The sequence below is a fragment of the Muribaculum sp. genome (assembly GCF_029051885.1).
GTDB lineage: Bacteria > Bacteroidota > Bacteroidia > Bacteroidales > Muribaculaceae > Muribaculum.
Genome location: NZ_JAIDKI010000162.1, coordinates 1 through 20,886 on the forward strand (window position 1 = coordinate 1; position 20,886 = coordinate 20,886).

Below are 20,886 nucleotides of genomic sequence, written 5' to 3' on the forward strand. Positions count from 1 at the left end.
CCTCATCACAAGCGAAAATATGCTCGACGATTGACCGCCCTGACGGTAACATTTATTATTAAACAAGCTCTTATACCGACGGCTGCATGGAATCGGGTAATATACAATTCCATACAGCCGGGATATTGACAGAGATACAATAATCTCTTGTGGGTAAAGGTCAGGCGAGCGTATTGCGCTTAATTATTTGTCATCGCCATATTCCCATGCTGTTTCGTCCCAGTCATATTCTTCGTCGTCATCTTCGAGTTCGGGAGCGGTCTCATCCTCAGGGAGCTGGAATATGAATTCGTCTTCCTCGCGTACACGATGATGTCCGTCGAGAGGACGATGGGTGATTGTTGCGTTTTCGATGCGGTTGCTTTCATCGTTGATGGCGCTCCAGAGCATATCTTTCAGTGTGCTTATCCCCATGCCGGATACTGCCGATATGAACACGTGGGGGAGATCGTCGGGGAGTTCGCGCTTCATCTCGGCGATGAGTTCGTCATCAAGAAGGTCTGACTTGCTTATGGCGAGCACCCTGGGTTTGTCAACGAGGTCGGGGTTGAACTGCTCGAGTTCGCGAAGCAAAATCTCGTATTGCTCACGGATGTTGTCGGCATCGGCAGGCACCATGAAAAGCAGTACCGCGTTGCGTTCGATATGGCGCAGGAATCTGAGTCCGAGTCCTTTCCCTTCGCTTGCGCCTTCGATAATGCCAGGTATGTCGGCCATCACGAATGATCTGTTGTCGCGGTAGCTCACAATACCAAGCTGCGGCTCCATTGTAGTGAAGGGATAGTCGGCAATCTTTGGTCTGGCGGCGGATATCGACGAAAGTAATGTGGACTTACCGGCATTGGGAAATCCTACAAGACCTACATCGGCAAGTAGCTTCAACTCCATGATTATGGTTTTCTCGATGGCAGGTTCGCCGGGCTGCGCGTAGCGTGGAGTCTGATTGGTGGCGCTTTTGAAGTGCCAGTTGCCAAGACCACCGCGGCCACCTTTGAGCAGCTTTATCTCCTCGCCGTCGCCGGTTACCTCACACAGAAACTCTCCGGTCTCGGCGTCGAATACGACAGTGCCGCAGGGCACTTCGATAGTCTTGTCCTCGCCGTCTTTGCCCGAACTGCGGTTGCCTGTACCCGAACTTCCGTTGCCGGCGAATACATGACGCTGGTATTTCAGCGGCAGCAGAGTCCACATGTTTTTGTTACCACGGAGTATGATGTGGCCGCCTCTTCCGCCGTCGCCTCCATCAGGGCCACCCTTGGGGATATATTTCGCACGATAGAAATGGCGCGATCCGGCACCTCCTTTGCCCGAGCGACAAAGAATCTTTACGTAATCTATGAAATTGGACTCAGCCATAATAAATATACTTTATAATTTTAGTTATAAGGAGTAAGCCCGGCCTAAAGTTCATTGGCATGGGCATCAGCAAGCCGTATGTTTCCCGGGGATTTATTGTATGTGCCGGGATTATGTACATTGGTTTTACGGCTAAAACGGTACAAAATTAACCAAAAATCCTGATTTAAGTATGCTGACTGAACTTTATCGACATAAAATCATTAAATTAGCATATAATTAGAGCTTGTTTAGTCATAAATGTTGCCGACAGTGGCGTATAACTTGAGTCGATTTTCGACCTGTGACGAAGGTATGTACTTTATGTACACGACTGCAATAGCAGGGCGAAAAACGGTCGGGATGTATAAGACAAAGGGTAACTTTATAATCACTCAATCTCTTGCTGTCTTTTGAAACAATTGCAGAAATATATCAATTATTAAACAAGCTATTAGCATCAGATGAAGTCATTTTACTCCATAATATCCATATCAGGTATTGTCGGCGCGGCACTTGCCTCATGTGGAGGCTCTACGCCTCAGGGCAATGCTATCTATCAGTCGGATGAGTTTTCGGTCTATGCCGACAGTGTGTGTCAGGGCGGCTACAAGGCCTATGCTGTGAGCCCCTATGAGATAGTCACAGACTATAAGAGTGCGGAGGAGGGTACGATATCTCGGCTTTTGCATTTCCGCCTGTCAATCAACAGTCGCGACAATGAGTTGCCCAAGGGAGTTTCGCATACGGTAGTGGTAGGTGCCGACACAGTGTTTACCTTTGGCGAGGCACTCCATGAGGTCGATTCGCTGAAGGCAAAGGCTAAACATCTGGCGCATGATACCAGATGGACTCTGAAGGTGAATATGAACCCGGTATTCGACAGTTTCAAGCGTCGTGGCTACTATGTGACACATACTAATGACACTATATATAAGGATGATTTCAAGGGTGTATGGGTGGCAGGAGACATACCGCCTCTTACATGGGATTTCGAGAATCTTCATGCAAGACCCGCCCAGGAGCTGAAAGAAAAGGGTAATGGCATATATGAGGTGACACTGACGTTGAATCCGGACAGAGCACATGCCACAAATTCCGGACGATGGCATATTGATTCTCTTGATGTGTTGTTGCCGGCATACAGTTCCCATCAGATACTTGTCGATGCTCTCTACAATATGGCTATGCATGAGATTGACTCCAATAAGCGCTCAGACAGCACATATCGTGCCGGCAAGGAGTGGGATGGGGTATGGACCAGGGATATAAGCTATTCGGCATATCTTTCGCTCGCTCTGATTGACCCTTATGGCACATGGCGTTCGCTGAAGTCGAAGCTGAAGGATACACCTGACGGCAAGGTTATCGTGCAGGACACCGGTACCGGTGGTTCCTGGCCTGTGAGCTCCGACCGTGTAGTATGGGCTATGGCCGCATGGGAAGTCTACAAGGCTACAGGCGACGATGAAATTCTGAGAGAATCGCTCCTGGCGATAGAGAATACTCTTAATGCGGATATGAGGGTAGTATGGAATCCGGATTTCAAGATGATGCGCGGTGAACAGTCGTATCTCGACTGGCGTGAACAGACTTATCCGCGCTGGATGCAGCCTAAAGATATCTACGAATCGATGTGTCTGGGTACGAATGTAATGTTTGTCGAGGCATTCAGGGTGCGCGATGAGATGATCAAGGCTCTTTCTGACGACAGTGTTGCTCCGTTATGGAACGGTATCGACAGTGAAATCTCCAATGCCATAAATAATAATCTGTGGATTCCAAATCTCGGATATTATTCGGAATATCTCTATGGAGGGATATATCCGATACAATCGCAGACGACTGATAATCTCGGGCAGGCACTGGCGATACTTTTCGGTGTGGCCAATGACGATATGGCACGCTCGATTATAAGCAAGACTCCGTATACGCCCTACGGTATATCGTCGGTATATCCTCAGCTCCCTGATATAAAGCCGTATCACAACGATGCCGTATGGCCATTTGTACAGGCCTACTGGAATCTGGCCGCCAAGAAAGCCGGCAATATGGCGGCATTTGAGAAGGGATTTGCATCGATGTGCAGGGCCGCTGCATTGTTTGGCAGTCATAAGGAACTTTTTGTGGCGTCGAACGGCGATTGCCATGGCGCAGCCGTCAACTCCGACGCGCAGTTGTGGAGTTGCACCGGTATGGTCGCGATGATAATGAGAGTGATAATGGGCATAGAGTTGAAGACCGATGGCATGTACTTCAGTCCCTTTGTCCCGTCGTCTCTTACCGGACCTAAAACTCTTACCGGATTGAAGTACCGCGATGCTACACTTACGGTACAGGTAAACGGTACAGGCAATCAGGTAAAATCGTTTACAATCAACGGCAAGGAATCGTCGACATTCATGCTTCCAGCCGATACGAAAGGAGATGTAGAGATAGTGATAGAGATGGCCGGAAACGCCGTGGAGGGGCAGTCGGTCAACAATCAGCCGCAGGCATGGGTGCCATCGACTCCTGAAATCAACTGGACCGGACTACAGGGCGAGATAACAAACTATACCGAAGGCATAGAATATGAGGAGTATATAAATTCAAACATGCTTCAGGAGATTTCGACATCCTCGATATCGTTTGTTCCACAGGACAGCTATACTCTGATGAACATAGTGCCGGTGAGCCAGGAACATTATGTCGGATATACCTGCAAGCCTTATGAGTATATTCCTGATGGTGCTCTTATTACAGTGCCGGCCGACCGTATTGGAGTTACCGGAACTACGCTTATTGCCGACCGTAAGGTGGGCTCGCAGTTTGTCGAGACCTCAAAAAGCCGAAACAGGCGTATGGATTTCACTGTGGCAGTCGACGAAGGTGGCGATTATTTTGTCGATTTCTGTTATGCCAACGGTTCAGGCCCTGTAAATACCGATAACCGCTGTGCGTTGCGTATCCTTTATGTCAATGATGCTGAGGCAGGCGCAGTCGTGATGCCTCAGCGTGGCAAGGGCGAGTGGATGTCGACCGGATTGTCCAATATGTTGCGTGTGAAACTTCGCAAGGGCATAAATGACATGTCGCTTCGTCTGGATATGGATAATATGAATGGAGAAATCAACTGTGCGCTGATACGCTATGCACGTGTAATCCGTGTGCAATAATCGAGGCCGATGCACGTACTTATATAAGAGCTTGTGTGAAAATTCAACATATTCTCTTAGATAAGCTCTAAGCCATAAATTATGAAACGTATAGGACTTCTTTCAGATACTCACAGTTACTGGGACGACCGTTATGCCCTGCATTTCAAGGATTGTGACGAGATATGGCATGCCGGGGATATCGGAGATATGTCAATAATCCAGCGCCTTCTTGAGGTGGCTCCGACAGTAAGGGCTGTGGCCGGAAATATCGACCATGGCGAAGTGCGTCGCAAGTGTCCGGAGCTGATGGATTTTGAGATTGAGGGCGTGCGAGTGCTTATGACCCATATCGGTGGATATCCGGGCAAGTATTCGTCGGGAATCAAGCAGCTTCTGCGGGAAAAGGGTACCCGCCTTATGATTAGCGGGCACAGCCACATCCTGCGTGTCAAGTATGATCACGAACTGGAATTGCTGCATATTAATCCGGGTGCGGCCGGGGTGCATGGCTGGCAGCAGGTACGCACACTTGTGCGTTTTACTCTTGACCATGGCGCTCCTCGCGACCTGGAGGTAATCGAACTTTCAAAAAACTATACATCAAGATGAAAATATATCATATGCTGGCTACAGCCGCAATAGTGGCGGTGCCATTTGTGTCGTGCAAGACAAATGAAGCGAACTATAAGGCCGCTTATGAGGCTGTAAAGGAAAAGACCGAGACTGACTCAGGTATAGAGGGTACTATATATGAGAAGATACGTAAGGAATCGGTAAGTTCGCATACGATACTTGACGGCGATACCGTGCCTACTGTGACTGTGGCTGTCAAGTGTGTGAAAGGGGTGTCGGTTCCGGCCGATGTCAAGCCTTATAATATCGCAGTGGCTCAGTTTAAACAGGTGTTTAATGCCCGTTCACTCATGGAGCGCCTTCGTGGTCAAGGCTACCATACCGCTACTCTGGTGGAGACTGCCGAACCGCTATATTATGTTATTGCAGTGACTACCGATTCGGCAGAAGAGGCGGGGGCTGCATATGAGATTGTCAAGGCCGACAAACGGGTGTTTTCAAAGACGCCTTATCCGTTGCTTCTGCGTCCGCAGCGTTATCCGCTGGCAGAATAGATTTGTTCTTGTAGCATAAACGGTCGGCTCTGTATCGGTAAATCCGATACAGAGCCGACCGTTTATTTGGAGTTGCTTAAAATCAGACGTTTGCTACAGAGCGGTTGAGAGATGCCTGGCGCGACTCGGCAATGCGGTTGGCCATGGCTACGGCCTTGGTTATATGGTCGCAGATGTGGTCGTGGCCTACGAGGTCGTCGATATGGCTCTTGATGAGTGTCTGACGTACCTGGTCGTTGACGCCTGACAATACTATGTGGATTCCGACTTTTTGCGACGAGCGAATCAGCAGCTCGAGATTGTGTACGCCGGTAGCGTCGATGAATGGCACGCGGCGCATGCGTATGATGCGTACTACAGGAACATTGCCCATCGATGTGCGCATCATTTCGTCGAATTTGGTAGCTACACCAAAGAAGAACGGTCCGTCGATTTCATATACTTCCACTCCGGGAGCTACATCAAGCACTTCATGTGCGGTGGCCTCGGTGCCTTCGGCTACATCAAGTTGCTCGGAGTATACTCGTATCTGAGTATTTTCCATGACACGGCGCAGGAAGAGGATTATGGCCAGGAGCAGACCAATCTCGATGGCGATGGTAAGATCGAATATCACGGTAAGGAGGAACGTTACCACCAGTACCGATATGTCGCTTTTGGGCGCTTTGAATATACCGACAACCGTACGCCATCCGCTCATGTTGTATGATACTACGATAAGTACGGCGGCAAGACATGACATCGGCACGAGATTAATCAGAGGCATAAGGAAAAGGAATATGAGGAGCAGTACCAGCGTGTGTACGATTCCGGCTACCGGTGTGCGGCCTCCGTTTGTGATGTTGGTCATTGTGCGGGCGATTGCACCGGTCACAGGGATGCCGCCGAAGAACGGAACTACGAGATTAGCTATGCCTTGTCCGATAAGTTCGGTGTTTGAGTTTGTACGCGAGCCGGTCACACCGTCGGCAACAGTGGCCGACAGCAGTGATTCGATGGCACACAATATTGCGATTGTGAAGGCTGACGGGAGCAGAAGGTTGATGGTGTTCATCGATAAATCAAATCCCTCAGGAGCTGGGATGTCGGTGGAAAGAGCTCCGAATCGGTCGCCAATAGTCTCGACATGTATGTCAGGGAAGGTATGGCTGAGGATATAGACTACAGCTGTAATCAGTACTATGGCTATAAGTGAGCCCGGAAGTTTTCTCGAGATTTTAGGAGTGATGATAATGACAGCCAGAGAGGCGAGTCCTACTCCAAGGGTCACAGGGTCGAGATTTCCGAAGTTGGACAGATACACACCCCACTTTGAGAGAAATTCAGAAGGTACGTCAGTCAGTCCGAGTCCGAAGAAATCGTTGATCTGTGTGGAGAATATCGTCAGGGCTATACCGCTTGTAAAGCCTACCACGATAGGATAGGGTATAAACTTGATGACCGTGCCAAGATGGAAGAGTCCGAGCAGAATCAGTATCATACCGGCCATGAGAGTGGCGATTGCCAGCCCCTGGAGGCCGTAGTTCTGAATGATTGAATATACAATCACGATGAAAGCTCCCGTAGGTCCTCCAATCTGTACGGAATTGCCTCCGCAAGCCGATACGAGGAAGCCTCCGATAATGGCTGTGATGAGGCCTATTGTGGGGCTTACTCCGCTTGCTATACCGAACGCGATGGCGAGAGGCAGGGCTACGATACCTACCACGATGCCTGCTATAAGGTCGTCCTTGAAGCGTGAAAGAGAATAATTGGATAGTGTGGATAGTAACTTCGGGCGGAAGTCAATTGTACCTGATAGATTCATCTTTGCACAATAAATAAGTGATAATTGATTGGTTGTGTGGCTAATATCTCTATTAACCGGGAAACGAAAGTGCAAAGTTAATGAAATATTTCACTATTTTAAGTGTATTTTTGTGATTTTAACATTTTGCATGCGGACATATGTCTTGCCTGTCGCTTCATCGGGGAGAATGTCAGCGGTCGAGGGTATATGTATATACAGTGCCGTCGTCGGGGCTTGTGTAGGCAAGTACAATACGTTTGGATGAGATGGACACTATCTCCAGCAATGATACGTCAGAAGGAAGATGAGTGGCAGGCGGAGGTGCATATATGTCTGTGCCGGAAGGGCGCTCTGAGTCGCTGTGGCTGAAATTCAGTTCGAGCCGGGTGTCGGAAATCTGACGCCATGTACCGAACGATTCGATGTAATCGTGGTGTGGATTTAATTGAACCATACATATGACTGTCGACTGGAATTTCCAGGTAATGGTTGACGGAACATAATCCCGGGCCGGAGTGCCGTCAGACTCAATCGATGTCAGCGTCCATGCTCCGAACCATGGGCCTATATCGCCGTTATTGCGGGTACATCCTGTTGCTGCCAGCAATATCATGGCAAGCAGGATTATTGCCGAATGGAGTGTTGAAGTTTTTTTATTTGCCATGGTTGCCTATAGTGAATGATCCGGTATAAGTAAGAGATATTGCACCTCCTATGTTGTTGCCAATCATGTCGCCGTGGTCCATGGCCGCGATAGCCGAGACTTTCAGTCCGGGTATCTTGCCTACATGCCATGCCGCCTCGAGCATACATGAGAAGTCATGTACTTTGTGGGTTCTTGGAACATAGTAATCTCCCCAGCCCTGTCTGTACGACAGCATTACTCGGTAATCGACATTCTGTGCAACCCATCCTTTCGCCGCCATATGTACTCCTCTTACGCGGGTGTCGACGTAGCGCAGGTATCCGTCGCGGTTGTATATCGTGCCGGGTAGGAAGGGTGTGCCGATTCCCATGCCGAAATATGTGTATCCGTTATAGTTGGCATTGTTGTAATACGAGTCGGAGCCGGTGGCTTCGTCGGTGATTGTTGTACCCGGGCGGTCATGCGGTGCCCAGTGTATAGGGCCCGACTGGTTGGTGAAGTCGATATATTCGATTACGGCTCCGCTGATTATGCTGCGTGGTGATGAGGCCACATACTCGACACCCCATATGCCGTCCCATCCGTTGCGGCGTCCTATTCCGGATCCGTCCTCCCAGGGCCACTGGAAGTATGCTTTCAGCTGATGGCCTGACGGCATGCGCCACCGTGCCATAAAATCCCAGGAGCCTAAATGGTTTCCGCGCCAGTAGCCTTCGCCGGAGCTTGGCAACAATATTTTGATAGTCTCCCAAAGATTGACATCGTCGACCAATGAGTAGCCGAAATTGCCGCCGAAATAGTATCTGAGATTATAGCCAAACTGGCATGCTGCCTGCATGCCGAATGTAACGCTTACCGGAAGCGACGGTTTGGTGCGGAAATAAAGTCGCTTGTAATTGTACCACCAGTCGGTGCTTATGAATGACGAATAATAGTTATAATGGTTTTCAAGCCATCCGTTGTCGGTAGGTCGGCCATAAAATATCTCGCCTGAAATCTGTAGGGCTCCACGGGTAAGAGGAATGTCGACAAAGCGCCATAATCCTAATGATATGCCGGGCATCGGACGCGCGTTTATGCTGCGTGTAAAGTCGCCGCTTGACAGCGAATCGTTGAGTAGAGCCGATGGATATTCTTTGAGCCCGACGATTGCAAATATGCTGCGGTACCTAATGCCGGCAAACAGTTGCTGGATATGTGCTACCGATGGTCGCAGACCACGTTCGGTCCAGCTTTCTGATGATTTCTGGTAGCGGGCATAATCTGTTGCTGAACTTGCCTGTGCTATAATGTCGGCACCTGCTGTCCAGCTCCATCTTGCGGTTGTGTCCCATTCATGCTTTAATGCACCGCGCACCATTATTGATGATGGCTGGGTTGTCACGCCGTAACGGTTTGACATAATGCCATAGGGTGCGAAATCTCCACTTCCGGCATTGAGCCATATCTCCCCTCGGTAATCTACAGATGTCTGCGATAATGCCTTGGGGGCAGGAATTGCGGCAATTAAGCCTGACAGGAGACAATAAATCCCGATGTTATGTGATATTTTCAAACCCTGAAATTTAATACAATAATGACAATATGGTGTAAGATGAAGGGATATAGCTATTCCTCATGGCAAAAGGCAGGTTCCTGCCGGTTTTGCTAAGGGACAATGAGATCAAGTAGTACTGAAGATGCGTATCTTATTATTATCCCTTGCTTTAACGACAGTACAACTTGCTGTGGTTTATGTGTGATTCCTTTACTGTGGAGTTGATACCCCGGAGTTTCATTACTTTTCCTCCAAAAGAGGATTTATGGGGATAAAGGTGCCGATATGACGTCCCTTCTTCTCTTCAAATATTTCGTCGATTACAAAGAAGATGCCACTTTCCTCGACATTGCCGAACTCGTCGTTTATAGCAGTTCCAAACATTCTCATGGATGGCGACAGACTCATATATGCATTGACCAGGGGCGGAATGTTGTATCCGTGGTCGCGGATGGCTTTGTTGAGAATCTTATAGTCGTCCTTGAATGTGTCGTGGATGAAGAGCTTGCGCATTGCCTCGTTGTCCATATGTGTGGTAAGTGGAGTCATGGGCCACACAAGACGGTCGGGGTCGGGGAAGTGTTTTGTAAGGAAATACAGAATCATGTTGCGGCAATCGGCATTATAGCTCGGATACATGGTCACTTTTCCGAAGAGATAGCGCATGTCGGGATATATTACCGTGAGTGCTCCAAGACCATCCCAAAGATTATCAAGCGCATACAGTGCCTTTGCACCTACGCGAGTAGTCTGATATTCAAGTCTGACGAATGAGCGTCCCAGTTCGATTGTATAAGGGAGGTAATCTTTCAGGAATTGCTCCGAGAAAGAGAACATATGGCTTGTGGCGATACGAGGCATGCCGTCGGGGCGTATTTTTATATCGTTGCCGGGGATGAAACGATATCCGCCGATGATTTCACGTGCCTCCGGATCCCACACTACCAGCTGTCGGCATGGTGGCTCCATTGTGTCGAATTCGTCGATATCACAGTCTTTGCCTGTTCCGCCTCCGGCTGCGCGGAAGGCGATTTCTCTGAGTCGACCGACCTCACGCATTACGTTTGGCGCCGAAAAGGCGTCTACGATATATATCTTGTTGCCACCTTTGTTGGTGTCGCGCAACAGCCTGTCGGGGGTAAGTTCCTTCTCAAGGAGTTCTACAGGTATAGGGTCAATCACAGTCTGATTGGTCGTCGTCGTCATCAGGTTGTAATGGTTGATTGCTTAAACTATATAATATCTTTTTTATTTTCTGCGCCTGTCGTGAGGCTTTGCGTCCGCCCTCGAGCGATTGCCATGCGATGGGGTCGCCGACAACCAGCCTGAAGCATGCGTTGCGGCTGCGGAATATTTCGCGCGGGAGATACATCATCTCGAAATTGAACCGCAGGCCGATTCTTAGGCGGAATTTTGCAAAATTATAAAAAAACGGTGAATTCTCTGCATCAAAATATACAGGAATTATATCTCGCTTATACTGAATGGCTTTGTTGACAAACATTTTGTGCCATTTCAGGTCGCGGATTGTCCCGTTGCGGTGCTTGCGGCTTACCAGTCCGGCCGGGAACATTATTATAGGTGTGTCGCTGCGGAACACCGCGTCAATATCGGCAGATGAGTGGCGCGACTGGCGGCCGTAGAGGTTTACCGGGAGAAATATATCCTCCAGCGGTTTTATGGCTGTAAGTATGTCGTTGACGATGAAATGTATGTCGGGGCCATATGTCGCAGTGGCCCAATGTATCATTGTGATTCCGTCAAGAGCTCCAAGCGGGTGATTGCATACTATTATTACTTTCGGATTGGCCGGGTCGGGTAGTGTGCCTTCCGAGGTGTAGCGTACATTGAGGTCGCGTAATACCGCCCCGCAGAACTGGGCGTTGCGAGTGCCGCTTGTACGGTCAAGAATGCCGTTCAGATCATCCTGGCATATGGTCTTTTTCAACCAGTTGATGGCGAAGCGCGGTATAAAGCGCCTGTAGCGTGGAAGCCGGCTGTTGATTACAGCCTCTACGTCAACATGGAGTGAGTCGGTATTAGGCTCTTTTGAATCTTCATTCTGGATATTCATGGCGCAAAGTTACTCATTTGCCGATATATCATAAAGAACATCCGGCATTTTATGTAGTGCGCACACTTGTGAGTGTCAGAATAGCGATAATTGCACTGATGCTGCGGCGGTAGGCGCAAGCATCAGTGAGCGGGCGAGTGTCCAGCCCTGTGTGCTGTTGCGTAGTCTTACATTCACAAGGCCCATGCATCCTGCGGCAGCTTTACAAATCTGACGCAGGAGCTCGGCCATTGTTGTCATGCCGCTGAAACGATAGGCGGCGATTTCCCTCCCATGCTGTGAGAGGGTGGCATAAATTATGTCGGAAGTGTGTATAGCGCCCATATTTGCAGTATTTTAGATTGATACTGCAAATGTATTTCAGAGGGTGGGCGACTATGGTGTACAGTAGTGTTAATAAATGGTAAATTATTAATTCTTTTTGCTGTGGAACAGGCGTATTAGTTCACCAATCCACAATACAGCCGATGTCGAGGTGATAATAATCACCCAATCTGTCAGCTTAAGTGGTACGACATTGAAAAACTGTCCGCCGATTTCGATAATCATAATCTGACCGGCAAATATGGCGGCAGCTATGGCGAGGAATCCTCCGCAACCTTTCATATGCAGAGCCGAGCGTCCAGTCGCAAAGGCTCGTGCATTAAACATATTCCAGAACTGCAGGAAAACAAAAGTGGTGAAGAACAGACTTAGTTCGTAAGGATCCAGGCCTTTGTTGTCGGGTATGAATCCGGCATGGAATATATCGGTCAGAGAGTCGATGTTGATATGCTCCATGTACCACATCAGTCCGAAGAGCAATATGAAGAATATGATGCCTGTGGATATTATGCTTTGCCACATGGCACGGTTGATTATGAATGCCGTACGCTGACGCGGGGCCTCATCCATGACGGATGCCGACGGTGGCAGCGATGCGAGGGCCATGGCAGCGAAGGTGTCCATAATAAGATTTACCCACAGCATCTGGGTTACGGTAAGCGGCGACTGCAATCCCATGAATGCTCCTGAAAGCACGATGAGGCACGCTACGATGTTTACCGTCATCTGGAACATCACGAAACGCTGGATATTACGGTAGAGGGAGCGTCCCCACATTACGGCTCTTCCGATTGAAGAGAATGAGTTGTCGACAATGGTGATGTCGGATGCCTCCTTGGCTACGGATGTCCCGTCGCCCATCGACAGGCCGACGTGGGCACTTTTCAGCGCCGGAGCGTCGTTGGTGCCGTCGCCGGTTACGGCTACTACTTCATTATTGGCCTGAAGTGCCTCAACAAGTCGCTTTTTGTCGAGTGGACGTGCGCGGGCTATGATTTTGAGGCTCTTGACCCGATGGCGCAATTCTTCATCAGAGAGTTGTTCGAATTCCGGACCGGTAATGATGTTGTTTTCGCTGTCGGAAGGCTCCCAAAGTCCTATCTGGCGCCCTATCTCTTTGGCAGTGGCCGGGGTGTCTCCGGTGACGATTTTAATCTGTATTCCGGCTCTGATTACATCCGACACGGCATCCGGGACATCGGCTCTGACAGGGTCGGCAATGGCTACAACGCCGAGAAATGTAAGGTTTGAAGTGTCGAGTCGGTTGCCGTCTATGGGGTTGGCGCCGTCGACGACTTTAGCACATGCGAATGCCAGTGTGCGCATGGCGTGATTCTGGTATTTCGACAATATGTATTTTACAGTGTCGGGTGTGGCTGTCGGGGGATAGTCGGTACACATGTCATAGACTATCTCCGGAGCGCCCTTTACATGCAGCCTGCGTTCTCCTGAGGGCATTTCCACAAGAGTAGCCATGAATTTGCGCTCGGTCGAGAATGGAATTTCTGCGATTACACGCATGCTTTCCTTTATTTGTGTGAAGTCGATGCCGGCCTTGTTGAGCCACAAGAGTAGGGCGCCTTCCGTAGGGTTGCCGAGCACTTTTGGGGTCTGAGGCTCTGACATGTCGAGGCGGGCTGTGGAATTTACGGCGATGCCCTCTCTGATGAGGCTTAAGGCGTCGGTGGCAAAGCGTTTTTCTCCAAGTCCGAAGAATGTGATGTCGGCCACCTGCATACGGTTCTGTGTCAGGGTGCCGGTCTTGTCGGTACAAATTACAGTAGTTGCGCCCATGGTCTCGCACGCATGCATCTTTCTGACAAGATTGTTGGTGCGGAGCATGCGCCGCATAGAGTAGGCGAGCGATAGAGTCACTGCCATTGGTAGGCCTTCGGGCACGGCCACTACCACCAGTGTGACGGCAATCATGAACGTCTGGAGCAGGTAGGCTATGAAGTTAATCCACTCGAAGTCGGCTGTCTGCGATGTAAAATATATGATTGTCCTCCCGATTACAACAAGAGAGGCTATGGTGTAGCTCACACGTGTTATGAGTTTGCCCAGCCCGTCAAGCTGCTCGTTGAGTGGAGTCTTGACCGAGTTGTCTATCTGTGATGCTACAAACACACGTCCGTTTTCTGTATGGTCGCCTACGGCGCATACTTCCATCATGCCGTGTCCCTCCATTACCTTTGTGCCGCGCATCACGCGGTCGGAGGGGAATGTGGCGTCTTTGTCAAACTGTGCGGGGTCTGTGGTCTTGTGGGCTACAGGTTCTCCTGTCAGCGTCGATTCGTCGACATTCATCGACACGGCTTCAAGCAATACTCCGTCGGCTGGTATCTCTTCACCGGTGTTGAGTATCACTATGTCGCCAACAACGATGTCTTTGCGCGGCACAGTTGTCGCGCTTCCGTTGCGTATTACCTGCACAGGCTCATCGTCGTTGACCTGGTTAAGCAATGCAAACTCTCGGTTGGCTTTTACTTCGAAGAAAAAAGCGAGTCCGGTAGCGAGGATTATGGCTATGAAGATGCCTACTGGTTCAAAGAACACTCCAGCACCTTCGTCGAGCATGGTATACTCATATATCGAAATACCTACCGACAGAATTCCGGCCACACATAATATAATTATGAGCGGGTCGCTGAATTTGTCAAGAAACTGTCGCCACAGCGGAGTTTTAGCCGGTGGTGTCAATATATTTGTGCCATGTTCAAGCCTGCTCTGTTCTACCTGGCTGTCTGTAAGGCCGTTCGGGTGCGTGGTATTGTTCATAGTCGGGTGAATCATAGGGTAATGTAATCGTAAAGTCGGTGTATCAGTCGGCCTGATTGAGAATCGGACGTGTGGCTTCGAGTATCGGCAGGTTGGTTTCTGTAGGTACGTATATTACTGTCTTGTTGCTGAGGTCAGACTGCTGACGCACCCAGAGATATTGAATATATGTGGGTGTTATCGAGCCGTTCTCTATGCGTATTGCTTCGGCTGCACCTTTTGCGCGTTCTATCTCGGCCTGAGCATTGAGCTTTTCGGCCTCGAGGTTGGCGCGTGCTTCCTCGATTTTTATTTTGCGGTTTTGCTCGGCTTTGGCGAATTCAGCCTTTCCGGCCATTTCCTGCTGCCATACATTGTACCATGGCACCATGAAGAGCATGGCCACTATAAATGCTGCGATGCATACGATTGCGATTACTGCTTTTTTTACTATTCCCTGAGGGAGCTGAGGCTGATTCTGTGTGTACATGCTTTTTTAATTGTAGTTCCGTAAGTTATGAAAGTGCAAAAATATGCAATTCTTCAGATACTCCCAATATATAATTGTTGCGAGAATGTGAATTTTTTGTGAAATACTTGACATCGGCTTTTTTATGTATTAATTTTGTGGTGAATTTCCGGTATACCGCTTATCGGTGTGCTGTGATATCTGATTTATGAGACAACAAGGTCGCAAAGGTATCCCTATATTCACATCACAACTGACCGCTACGCTGAGCGTGGCGATGGTATTGCTCTTGCTCGGCTTGATAGCTTTGCTTGGAATCGGCGCACATACAGTGACCGACGGCATACGCAGCAGTGTAGGTTTTGATGTAGTGCTCTCAGACAGTGTGAAGACTTCTGAGGTCAATGCCCTTAAGCAGGCGTTGACTTCATCTCCGTATGCTTTGAGTGTGGCTTATCGGTCGAGTGACGACGCGATGGCCCGATGGCAGCAGGACACCGGAGAAGACCTTATGGAGGTGCTTGGCGTGAATCCTTTTAACGGAGAGATTGAGGTTAAAGTAAGACCTCAGTATGCTGCTACCGACTCGCTTGCGCTTATTATAAAGCCTGTGGCAAAAATGGCCGGTGTGAAGAAAGTCACGGTCAATGCACGTATGATCGACGATGTCAACCGCAATCTGCGTGCGGTGTTTATAGTGTTGGGTGTGGTGGCGCTGATATTACTTGTGATATCGCTTGCGCTTATCAACAACACCGTGCATCTCGACATATACTCACGTCGTTTCCTTATTCATACAATGACGCTTGTCGGTGCTACCGGAGCGTTTATACGACGTCCGTTTCTTGTCAGCAATGTAATCAGCGGACTGATTGCCGGGCTGATTGCCGATATGATACTTGCCGGTGGCATAGTGGCCATAGGCTCGGGCGACCCTGTGATTTCATCGCTGGTGACATGGAACGAGGTCGCTGTCGTATTGGCCGGGGTGGTGCTGGCGGGTATGCTCATATGTCTGGTGGCATCGGTGTTCTCGACCAACCGTTACCTTTATGCGTCGTACGACGACATGTTTAAATAATTGTATTTAATTTAGCAACAATAAAACTTAAAAATATGGCAACAAAGCCTTTTGCATCCAAGCCTGGAGCCGATACCGAGGTAGCTATCGAACGTGAACTTCCATCGCAGTTTCCGCTGATGCGTGTCAATTTCATCATGATGATAGTGGCCGCAGTAATGATAGTGCTTGGATTCTGTCTGATGTTGGGCGGAAGCACTACTACCGAAGCATTCAACCCCGATATCTTTTCCACACGCCGTATAGTTGTAGGTCCTACCATTGCGTTTCTTGGATTTGTGGCCATGGCGGTAGCAATAGTATGGCGTCCCAAGACCACGCATACTGCGGAAAAAGAGTCGTAATGCCGACGTAATCTATATCTATCCCAAATATCTCTGTAGTAATTATTTATCAAACCCCATATTATTGTATTTAACCTATGGATTGGCTTGACGCTCTTATTCTTGGCGTAGTGCAGGGACTGTCCGAATATCTGCCGATAAGCAGTAGCGGACATCTTGAAATTTTCAAGCAGATACTTGGTCTGGATCTTAATTCGGATTCTTCGCTTGAGTTCAGTGTGATGCTCCACGTCGCCACAGTGCTTAGTACGGTCGTTGTGCTTTGGCGCGAATTTTATCCTCTGTGTGTGTCGTTCTTCACCATCAAGCGCGACTATAATTTCTACTATGTGTGCAAGATACTTGTATCATGTATCCCGGTGGCTATTGTAGGCTTCTGCTTCAAGGATTTTGTAGAGTCATTCTTTGGCGGTGACCTGTTTGTAGTAGGAGTGTGCCTGTGTGTCACAGCCCTGCTTTTGTGTTTTGCCTATTTCTTCCGTACGCGTCCGGCATTGCTTGGTCATACTCCCGAAGGCCGTGATATCACCTGGATTGATGCATTCGTGATAGGCTGTGCCCAGGCAGTGGCGGTACTTCCCGGTCTGAGCCGTTCGGGTACTACTATCGCTACCGGTATACTCCTTGGCGACAATCGCGAGAAGATGGCGTCGTTCTCATTTCTTATGGTCATTATACCCATCCTTGGCGAGGGACTTCTTGACATTAAGAAGATGCTTGCTCCTGCCGCTGACGCAGTGACACAGGCTTCAGGCGGCGGAATTTCATTGACAGCTATTATTGTAGGATTTGTGGCTGCATTCCTTGTAGGATGTGTGGCTTGCAAGTGGATGATTTCCATCGTCAAGAAAGGCAAGCTCGTATGGTTTGCCGTATATTGTGCCGTGATGGGCATCGTGTGCATGTGCTGGTAATAAACCCTGCGTAATACATATATGAATTTTACAAAAGGCGAGATTCTGTATATTGACAAGCCTTATGGCTGGTCTTCGTTCGACGCGGTGAAGCGTCTGAGAAGCACGCTGTTGAGACGCTTGAAAATCAAGAAACTTAAGGTCGGCCATGCCGGCACTCTTGACCCGTTGGCTACCGGAGTAATGCTCGTATGTACCGGAAAGGCAACCAAGCAGATTGACACTCTGCAGGCTCATGTGAAGGAATATGTGGCCACGATAGCACTTGGTGCTACCACACCTTCGTTTGACCTCGAGACAGAGATTGACGCCACTTACCCTACGGACCATATAACCCGTGAATTGGTCGAGGAGACGCTGAAAAAATTTACCGGTGCTATAGAGCAGGTGCCTCCGGCGTTTTCTGCATGTAAGGTCGACGGACAGCGTGCATATAAGATGGCGCGACGTGGAGAGGAGGTAGTGATACGTCCCAAATTGCTGGTAATCGACGAAATCGAGCTAATGGAGTTTTCTCCGGAGAGCATTACTGTAAGAGTCGTGTGCAGCAAGGGCACCTACATCCGCGCTCTGGCCCGCGATATAGGAGCCGCCTTAGGCAGTGGCGGCCATCTTACAGCCCTGCGCCGTACCAGGGTGGGCGATGTGTCGATTGCCGATTGTCTGACAGTGCCCCAGGCGGTAGAACTCCTGAATACTGTTGTCATCGAATCGGATGATGATGACGCCGCACCCGAGAATTAATAATGTAACTGATATAATAGAGGGAGGTTTAATATGGATTCATCCCTCTGAATCTCTCACCCCATAAATATGAAACTCTCACAATTCAAATTCAAGTTTCCCGAAGAGCTGATTGCCAACGAGCCGGCTGCTGTACGCGATGAGGCGCGTATGATGGTTGTACATAAATCGACAGGCGAAATCGAACATCGTATATTCAAGGAGATAATCAATTATTTCGATGACGGCGATGTAATGGTATTTAACGATACCAAGGTGTTTCCCGCCAAACTTATCGGCAACAAGGAAAAGACAGGCGCCAAGATTGAGGTATTTCTGCTGAGAGAGCTCAACGAGGAGCATAAACTGTGGGATGTGCTGGTAGAGCCTGCCCGCAAGATACGTATCGGAAACAAGCTGTATTTCGGCGATGATGAGTCGATGGTGGCCGAGGTAATTGATAATACCACTTCGCGTGGCCGCACATTGCGTTTTCTCTACGACGGGCCTCACGAGGAGTTTAAAGAGGCTCTGTATAAACTTGGCATGACTCCGCTGCCTCCGTATATCAAGCGTGAGTCGCTCCCTTCGGACGCCGAGGATTATCAGTGTATATTCGCTGCGAAAGAAGGCGCCGTAGTGGCTCCTGCCGCAGGACTGCATTTCAGCCGTGAGCTTCTGAAGCGTCTTGAAATAAAGGGCGTGAAAGATGCATATCTCACGCTCCACTCCGGTCTTGGCAACTATCGTGATATTGACGTGGAGGACCTTACAAAGCATCGCATGGACTCCGAGGACATGGTTGTCACTCAAGAACTTGTCGATATTGTCAACGCTGCAAAGGATGAGAACCGCAACGTGTGTGCGGTCGGCACTTCCGTGCTCCGCGGTATCGAGAGCGCTGTCAGCATGGGCGGTCACATGAAGACCTATGCCGGCTGGACCAACAAGTTTATATTCCCTCCCTACGATTTTACGGTAGCCAATGCAATGGTAAGCAATTTCCATCTTCCTTACTCCACCATGCTTATGATGGTATGTGCTTTCGGCGGCTATGATCTTGTAATGGATGCCTACAACGAGGCCATTAAGGAGAAATACCGTTTCGGAGCATATGGTGATGCCATGCTTATTGTAGAGTAATCGTATCCTTCGGGCCTACGGCATATACGGCTCCGCCGCCTCGCATAGTTCCTGCTGCTGATAAGGCATGCATGACGCGAGGCGGCGGAGCTGTATGTGTCCATATCATAGCGGTATGGACATTGGGCGTGACGTCACGCCGTCAGCATGGCGTTTTGGAAATGTTGATTATATAATTGTCATGAGTGGACTCGGCCACGATTGCGCTGAGACCGTTGAGCCTGAGCCATGCCGCCAGCTCTGAAGCCGGAGGCAGGATGTCGCTTTCGGAATGCTTGTGGCGATGTATGGAGTTGATGAATTTCTCGTCGGAAGGGAAGGCTATTGTCATCGTACCGCCATCGGACAGATTGACTCCGCGCAGCCATTTGAGTGTGTCGACGGGTGTATGCAGGTGAGGGTATACACAGTAGAGTATTATATGGTCGTATTCTCCGGGTATAGTCTCGGTCTCGAAATCAAGGCACATGAATTTCGGCCGCGGAGTGAGGTGTGCGAATTTGCTTTGCGCTATGTCGAGCATTCCGGTCGAGTAGTCCACGGCCGTTATTGTCCCGTTGTTGCCTGTAAGTTCGGCAATAGCGGGTAGGAGCACTCCTGTACCTGTGCCGAGATCAAGCACACTGTCGCCATGCTTTATGCCGGTATGCGACAGTACATGACGTACATGGTCGGGAGTTGACAGTATCTCGTTGGCATCCCATGTCGGAGCCAGTCGGTCAAAAAAAACGCGTTCATCCATATGTGTAGAGTCAGTCAGATAGGGGTTACAAAAGGCATCCGCGCTCAAGCAGGTCGCGGTTGTCAAAAATTTTTGCAGTAGGACCGTCGGCGAGTATGTGTCCGTGCGACATTACTATGGTGCGCTGACATAGTTCCCTTACCATGTCGAGGTCATGTGTCGCAATCAGGCAGGTGTGGGTGAATCCCGCCAGCCTGTCGATAAGCAGTCGTCTGGCGTGAGGGTCTAGGTTGCTCGTCGGTTCGTCGAGCACAAGCACGTCAGGCTCCATGGCCAGCACTCCGGCTATCGCCACACTTCTCTTTTGGCCACCCGACAGTTCGTAGGTGGTGCGTTCGCGAAGGTCGTATGCACCCACTTCTTTCAGAGCTTCTCTCACCCGCCTCTTTATCTCTTCTTCGGGCAGATTCATATTCACAGGTCCGAAAGCCACATCCTCCTCTACGGTAGGCATGAACAGTTGGTCGTCCGGATTCTGGAACACTATGCCCACCGTTCGGCGTATTATGGGGAGTGTCTGTTTTGTCACCGGTATATCGCCAATGACAACATTCCCCTGCGATGGCATGAGCAACCCGTTGGTGTGGAGTATAAGGGTTGACTTGCCGGCACCGTTGGCACCGACAATCCCGACTTTTTCACCGTGTGTGATGTAAAACGATACATCGTCGAGGGCTTTCATGCCGTTGGGATAGGTGTATGTGACGTGGTCGAATTTAATGTAATGGTGGCTCATTGCTG

The 20,886-nt window shown here is 49.5% G+C and carries 19 protein-coding genes; 8 read left to right on the forward strand and 11 right to left on the reverse strand.

The features are described 5' to 3' along the window. Positions 1–183: 183 nt before the first annotated feature. Positions 184–1,356 carry a GTPase ObgE gene (obgE, locus tag K2I50_RS06965; RefSeq protein WP_301025549.1) on the reverse strand — a complete coding sequence of 391 codons (1,173 nt, stop codon included), beginning with the start codon at positions 1,354–1,356 and terminating at the stop codon, positions 184–186. 443 nt (positions 1,357–1,799) lie between these two features. Here obgE and K2I50_RS06970 point away from each other — a divergent pair, with 443 nt between their 5' ends. The 3 genes from K2I50_RS06970 (at position 1,800) to K2I50_RS06980 (ending at position 5,602) form a co-directional block, all read left to right on the forward strand. Continuing rightward, on the forward strand, positions 1,800–4,493 hold the full coding sequence (locus tag K2I50_RS06970) for an alpha-L-rhamnosidase-related protein (RefSeq protein WP_301025550.1): 2,694 nt from the start codon (positions 1,800–1,802) through the stop codon (positions 4,491–4,493). 81 nt (positions 4,494–4,574) lie between these two features. Next, positions 4,575–5,084 carry a metallophosphoesterase family protein gene (locus K2I50_RS06975; protein WP_301025552.1) on the forward strand — a complete coding sequence of 170 codons (510 nt, stop codon included), beginning with the start codon at positions 4,575–4,577 and terminating at the stop codon, positions 5,082–5,084. Next, a complete protein-coding gene (locus tag K2I50_RS06980) occupies positions 5,081–5,602 on the forward strand; it encodes an SPOR domain-containing protein (RefSeq protein WP_301025553.1) in 522 nt (173 codons plus the stop codon). Before K2I50_RS06975 ends, K2I50_RS06980 begins: the two co-directional genes overlap by 4 nt. 82 nt (positions 5,603–5,684) lie before the next feature. On the opposite strand, the gene sulP is transcribed toward K2I50_RS06980, so the two are convergent. From sulP to K2I50_RS07020, 8 genes are all read right to left on the reverse strand, one after another. Next, positions 5,685–7,409, reverse strand: a complete 1,725-nt coding sequence (gene sulP / locus K2I50_RS06985; RefSeq protein ID WP_301025554.1) for a SulP family inorganic anion transporter — start codon at positions 7,407–7,409, stop codon at positions 5,685–5,687. Positions 7,410–7,581: 172 nt separating this feature from the next. After that, entirely contained in the window at positions 7,582–8,055 is a 474-nt protein-coding gene (locus tag K2I50_RS06990) for a lipocalin-like domain-containing protein (protein WP_301025556.1), read from the reverse strand. Continuing rightward, positions 8,045–9,592 (reverse strand): capsule assembly Wzi family protein, encoded by a 1,548-nt coding sequence (locus tag K2I50_RS06995; RefSeq protein WP_301025557.1) that lies wholly within the window; start codon positions 9,590–9,592, stop codon positions 8,045–8,047. The genes K2I50_RS06990 and K2I50_RS06995 overlap by 11 nt, the downstream gene beginning before the upstream one ends. 222 nt (positions 9,593–9,814) lie before the next feature. Continuing rightward, entirely contained in the window at positions 9,815–10,780 is a 966-nt protein-coding gene (glsB, locus tag K2I50_RS07000; RefSeq protein WP_301025559.1) for a glycine N(alpha)-acyltransferase GlsB, read from the reverse strand. Continuing rightward, positions 10,749–11,648 carry a lyso-glycine lipid O-acyltransferase GlsA gene (gene glsA, locus K2I50_RS07005; protein WP_301025561.1) on the reverse strand — a complete coding sequence of 300 codons (900 nt, stop codon included), beginning with the start codon at positions 11,646–11,648 and terminating at the stop codon, positions 10,749–10,751. The genes glsB and glsA overlap by 32 nt, the downstream gene beginning before the upstream one ends. A 75-nt stretch (positions 11,649–11,723) precedes the next feature. Continuing rightward, positions 11,724–11,972 carry a hypothetical protein gene (locus K2I50_RS07010; protein WP_301025563.1) on the reverse strand — a complete coding sequence of 83 codons (249 nt, stop codon included), beginning with the start codon at positions 11,970–11,972 and terminating at the stop codon, positions 11,724–11,726. Positions 11,973–12,059: 87 nt separating this feature from the next. Further along, positions 12,060–14,750 carry a calcium-translocating P-type ATPase, PMCA-type gene (locus tag K2I50_RS07015; protein WP_301025565.1) on the reverse strand — a complete coding sequence of 897 codons (2,691 nt, stop codon included), beginning with the start codon at positions 14,748–14,750 and terminating at the stop codon, positions 12,060–12,062. A gap of 43 nt (positions 14,751–14,793) precedes the next feature. Continuing rightward, a complete protein-coding gene (locus K2I50_RS07020) occupies positions 14,794–15,129 on the reverse strand; it encodes a hypothetical protein (RefSeq protein ID WP_301025591.1) in 336 nt (111 codons plus the stop codon). Between the two features lie 277 nt (positions 15,130–15,406). On the opposite strand from K2I50_RS07020, the gene K2I50_RS07025 reads away from it, so the two are divergent. The 5 genes from K2I50_RS07025 (at position 15,407) to queA (ending at position 19,403) form a co-directional block, all read left to right on the forward strand. Continuing rightward, the gene (locus K2I50_RS07025; protein WP_301025566.1) at positions 15,407–16,279 is read left to right on the forward strand and encodes a cell division protein FtsX; all 873 of its coding nucleotides are present in this window, start codon (positions 15,407–15,409) and stop codon (positions 16,277–16,279) included. A gap of 35 nt (positions 16,280–16,314) precedes the next feature. After that, on the forward strand, positions 16,315–16,623 hold the full coding sequence (locus K2I50_RS07030) for a DUF3098 domain-containing protein (protein ID WP_301025567.1): 309 nt from the start codon (positions 16,315–16,317) through the stop codon (positions 16,621–16,623). 77 nt (positions 16,624–16,700) lie between these two features. Then, positions 16,701–17,537 (forward strand): undecaprenyl-diphosphate phosphatase, encoded by an 837-nt coding sequence (locus tag K2I50_RS07035; RefSeq protein ID WP_301025569.1) that lies wholly within the window; start codon positions 16,701–16,703, stop codon positions 17,535–17,537. Positions 17,538–17,558: 21 nt separating this feature from the next. Continuing rightward, on the forward strand, positions 17,559–18,281 hold the full coding sequence (truB, locus tag K2I50_RS07040) for a tRNA pseudouridine(55) synthase TruB (protein ID WP_301025571.1): 723 nt from the start codon (positions 17,559–17,561) through the stop codon (positions 18,279–18,281). Between the two features lie 69 nt (positions 18,282–18,350). After that, positions 18,351–19,403, forward strand: coding sequence for a tRNA preQ1(34) S-adenosylmethionine ribosyltransferase-isomerase QueA (gene queA / locus K2I50_RS07045; RefSeq protein ID WP_301025572.1), 1,053 nt, complete (start codon positions 18,351–18,353; stop codon positions 19,401–19,403). 142 nt (positions 19,404–19,545) lie between these two features. On the opposite strand, the gene K2I50_RS07050 is transcribed toward queA, so the two are convergent. Together K2I50_RS07050 and K2I50_RS07055 are read right to left on the reverse strand one after the other, a co-directional pair. Beyond that, positions 19,546–20,145, reverse strand: a complete 600-nt coding sequence (locus K2I50_RS07050) for a class I SAM-dependent methyltransferase (protein ID WP_301025574.1) — start codon at positions 20,143–20,145, stop codon at positions 19,546–19,548. Positions 20,146–20,170: 25 nt separating this feature from the next. Continuing rightward, positions 20,171–20,881, reverse strand: coding sequence for an energy-coupling factor ABC transporter ATP-binding protein (locus K2I50_RS07055; protein WP_301025575.1), 711 nt, complete (start codon positions 20,879–20,881; stop codon positions 20,171–20,173). Between the last annotated feature and the right edge of the window lie 5 nt (positions 20,882–20,886).

Bases quoted from the DNA above. Each gene is read 5' to 3' on its own strand.
- glsA (WP_301025561.1), bottom strand. From the start codon at position 11,648: ATGAATATCCAGAATGAAGATTCAAAAGAGCCTAATACCGACTCACTC.
- K2I50_RS07025 (WP_301025566.1), top strand. From the start codon at position 15,407: ATGAGACAACAAGGTCGCAAAGGTATCCCTATATTCACATCACAACTG.
- K2I50_RS06980 (WP_301025553.1), top strand. From the start codon at position 5,081: ATGAAAATATATCATATGCTGGCTACAGCCGCAATAGTGGCGGTGCCA.
- sulP (WP_301025554.1), bottom strand. From the start codon at position 7,409: ATGAATCTATCAGGTACAATTGACTTCCGCCCGAAGTTACTATCCACA.
- K2I50_RS07020 (WP_301025591.1), bottom strand. From the start codon at position 15,129: ATGCTCTTCATGGTGCCATGGTACAATGTATGGCAGCAGGAAATGGCC.
- K2I50_RS07010 (WP_301025563.1), bottom strand. From the start codon at position 11,972: ATGGGCGCTATACACACTTCCGACATAATTTATGCCACCCTCTCACAG.
- truB (WP_301025571.1), top strand. From the start codon at position 17,559: ATGAATTTTACAAAAGGCGAGATTCTGTATATTGACAAGCCTTATGGC.
- obgE (WP_301025549.1), bottom strand. From the start codon at position 1,356: ATGGCTGAGTCCAATTTCATAGATTACGTAAAGATTCTTTGTCGCTCG.
- K2I50_RS06975 (WP_301025552.1), top strand. From the start codon at position 4,575: ATGAAACGTATAGGACTTCTTTCAGATACTCACAGTTACTGGGACGAC.
- K2I50_RS07015 (WP_301025565.1), bottom strand. From the start codon at position 14,750: ATGAACAATACCACGCACCCGAACGGCCTTACAGACAGCCAGGTAGAA.
- K2I50_RS07055 (WP_301025575.1), bottom strand. From the start codon at position 20,881: ATGAGCCACCATTACATTAAATTCGACCACGTCACATACACCTATCCC.
- K2I50_RS07030 (WP_301025567.1), top strand. From the start codon at position 16,315: ATGGCAACAAAGCCTTTTGCATCCAAGCCTGGAGCCGATACCGAGGTA.
- K2I50_RS07050 (WP_301025574.1), bottom strand. From the start codon at position 20,145: ATGGATGAACGCGTTTTTTTTGACCGACTGGCTCCGACATGGGATGCC.
- K2I50_RS06990 (WP_301025556.1), bottom strand. From the start codon at position 8,055: ATGGCAAATAAAAAAACTTCAACACTCCATTCGGCAATAATCCTGCTT.
- K2I50_RS06970 (WP_301025550.1), top strand. From the start codon at position 1,800: ATGAAGTCATTTTACTCCATAATATCCATATCAGGTATTGTCGGCGCG.
- K2I50_RS07035 (WP_301025569.1), top strand. From the start codon at position 16,701: ATGGATTGGCTTGACGCTCTTATTCTTGGCGTAGTGCAGGGACTGTCC.
- queA (WP_301025572.1), top strand. From the start codon at position 18,351: ATGAAACTCTCACAATTCAAATTCAAGTTTCCCGAAGAGCTGATTGCC.
- glsB (WP_301025559.1), bottom strand. From the start codon at position 10,780: ATGACGACGACGACCAATCAGACTGTGATTGACCCTATACCTGTAGAA.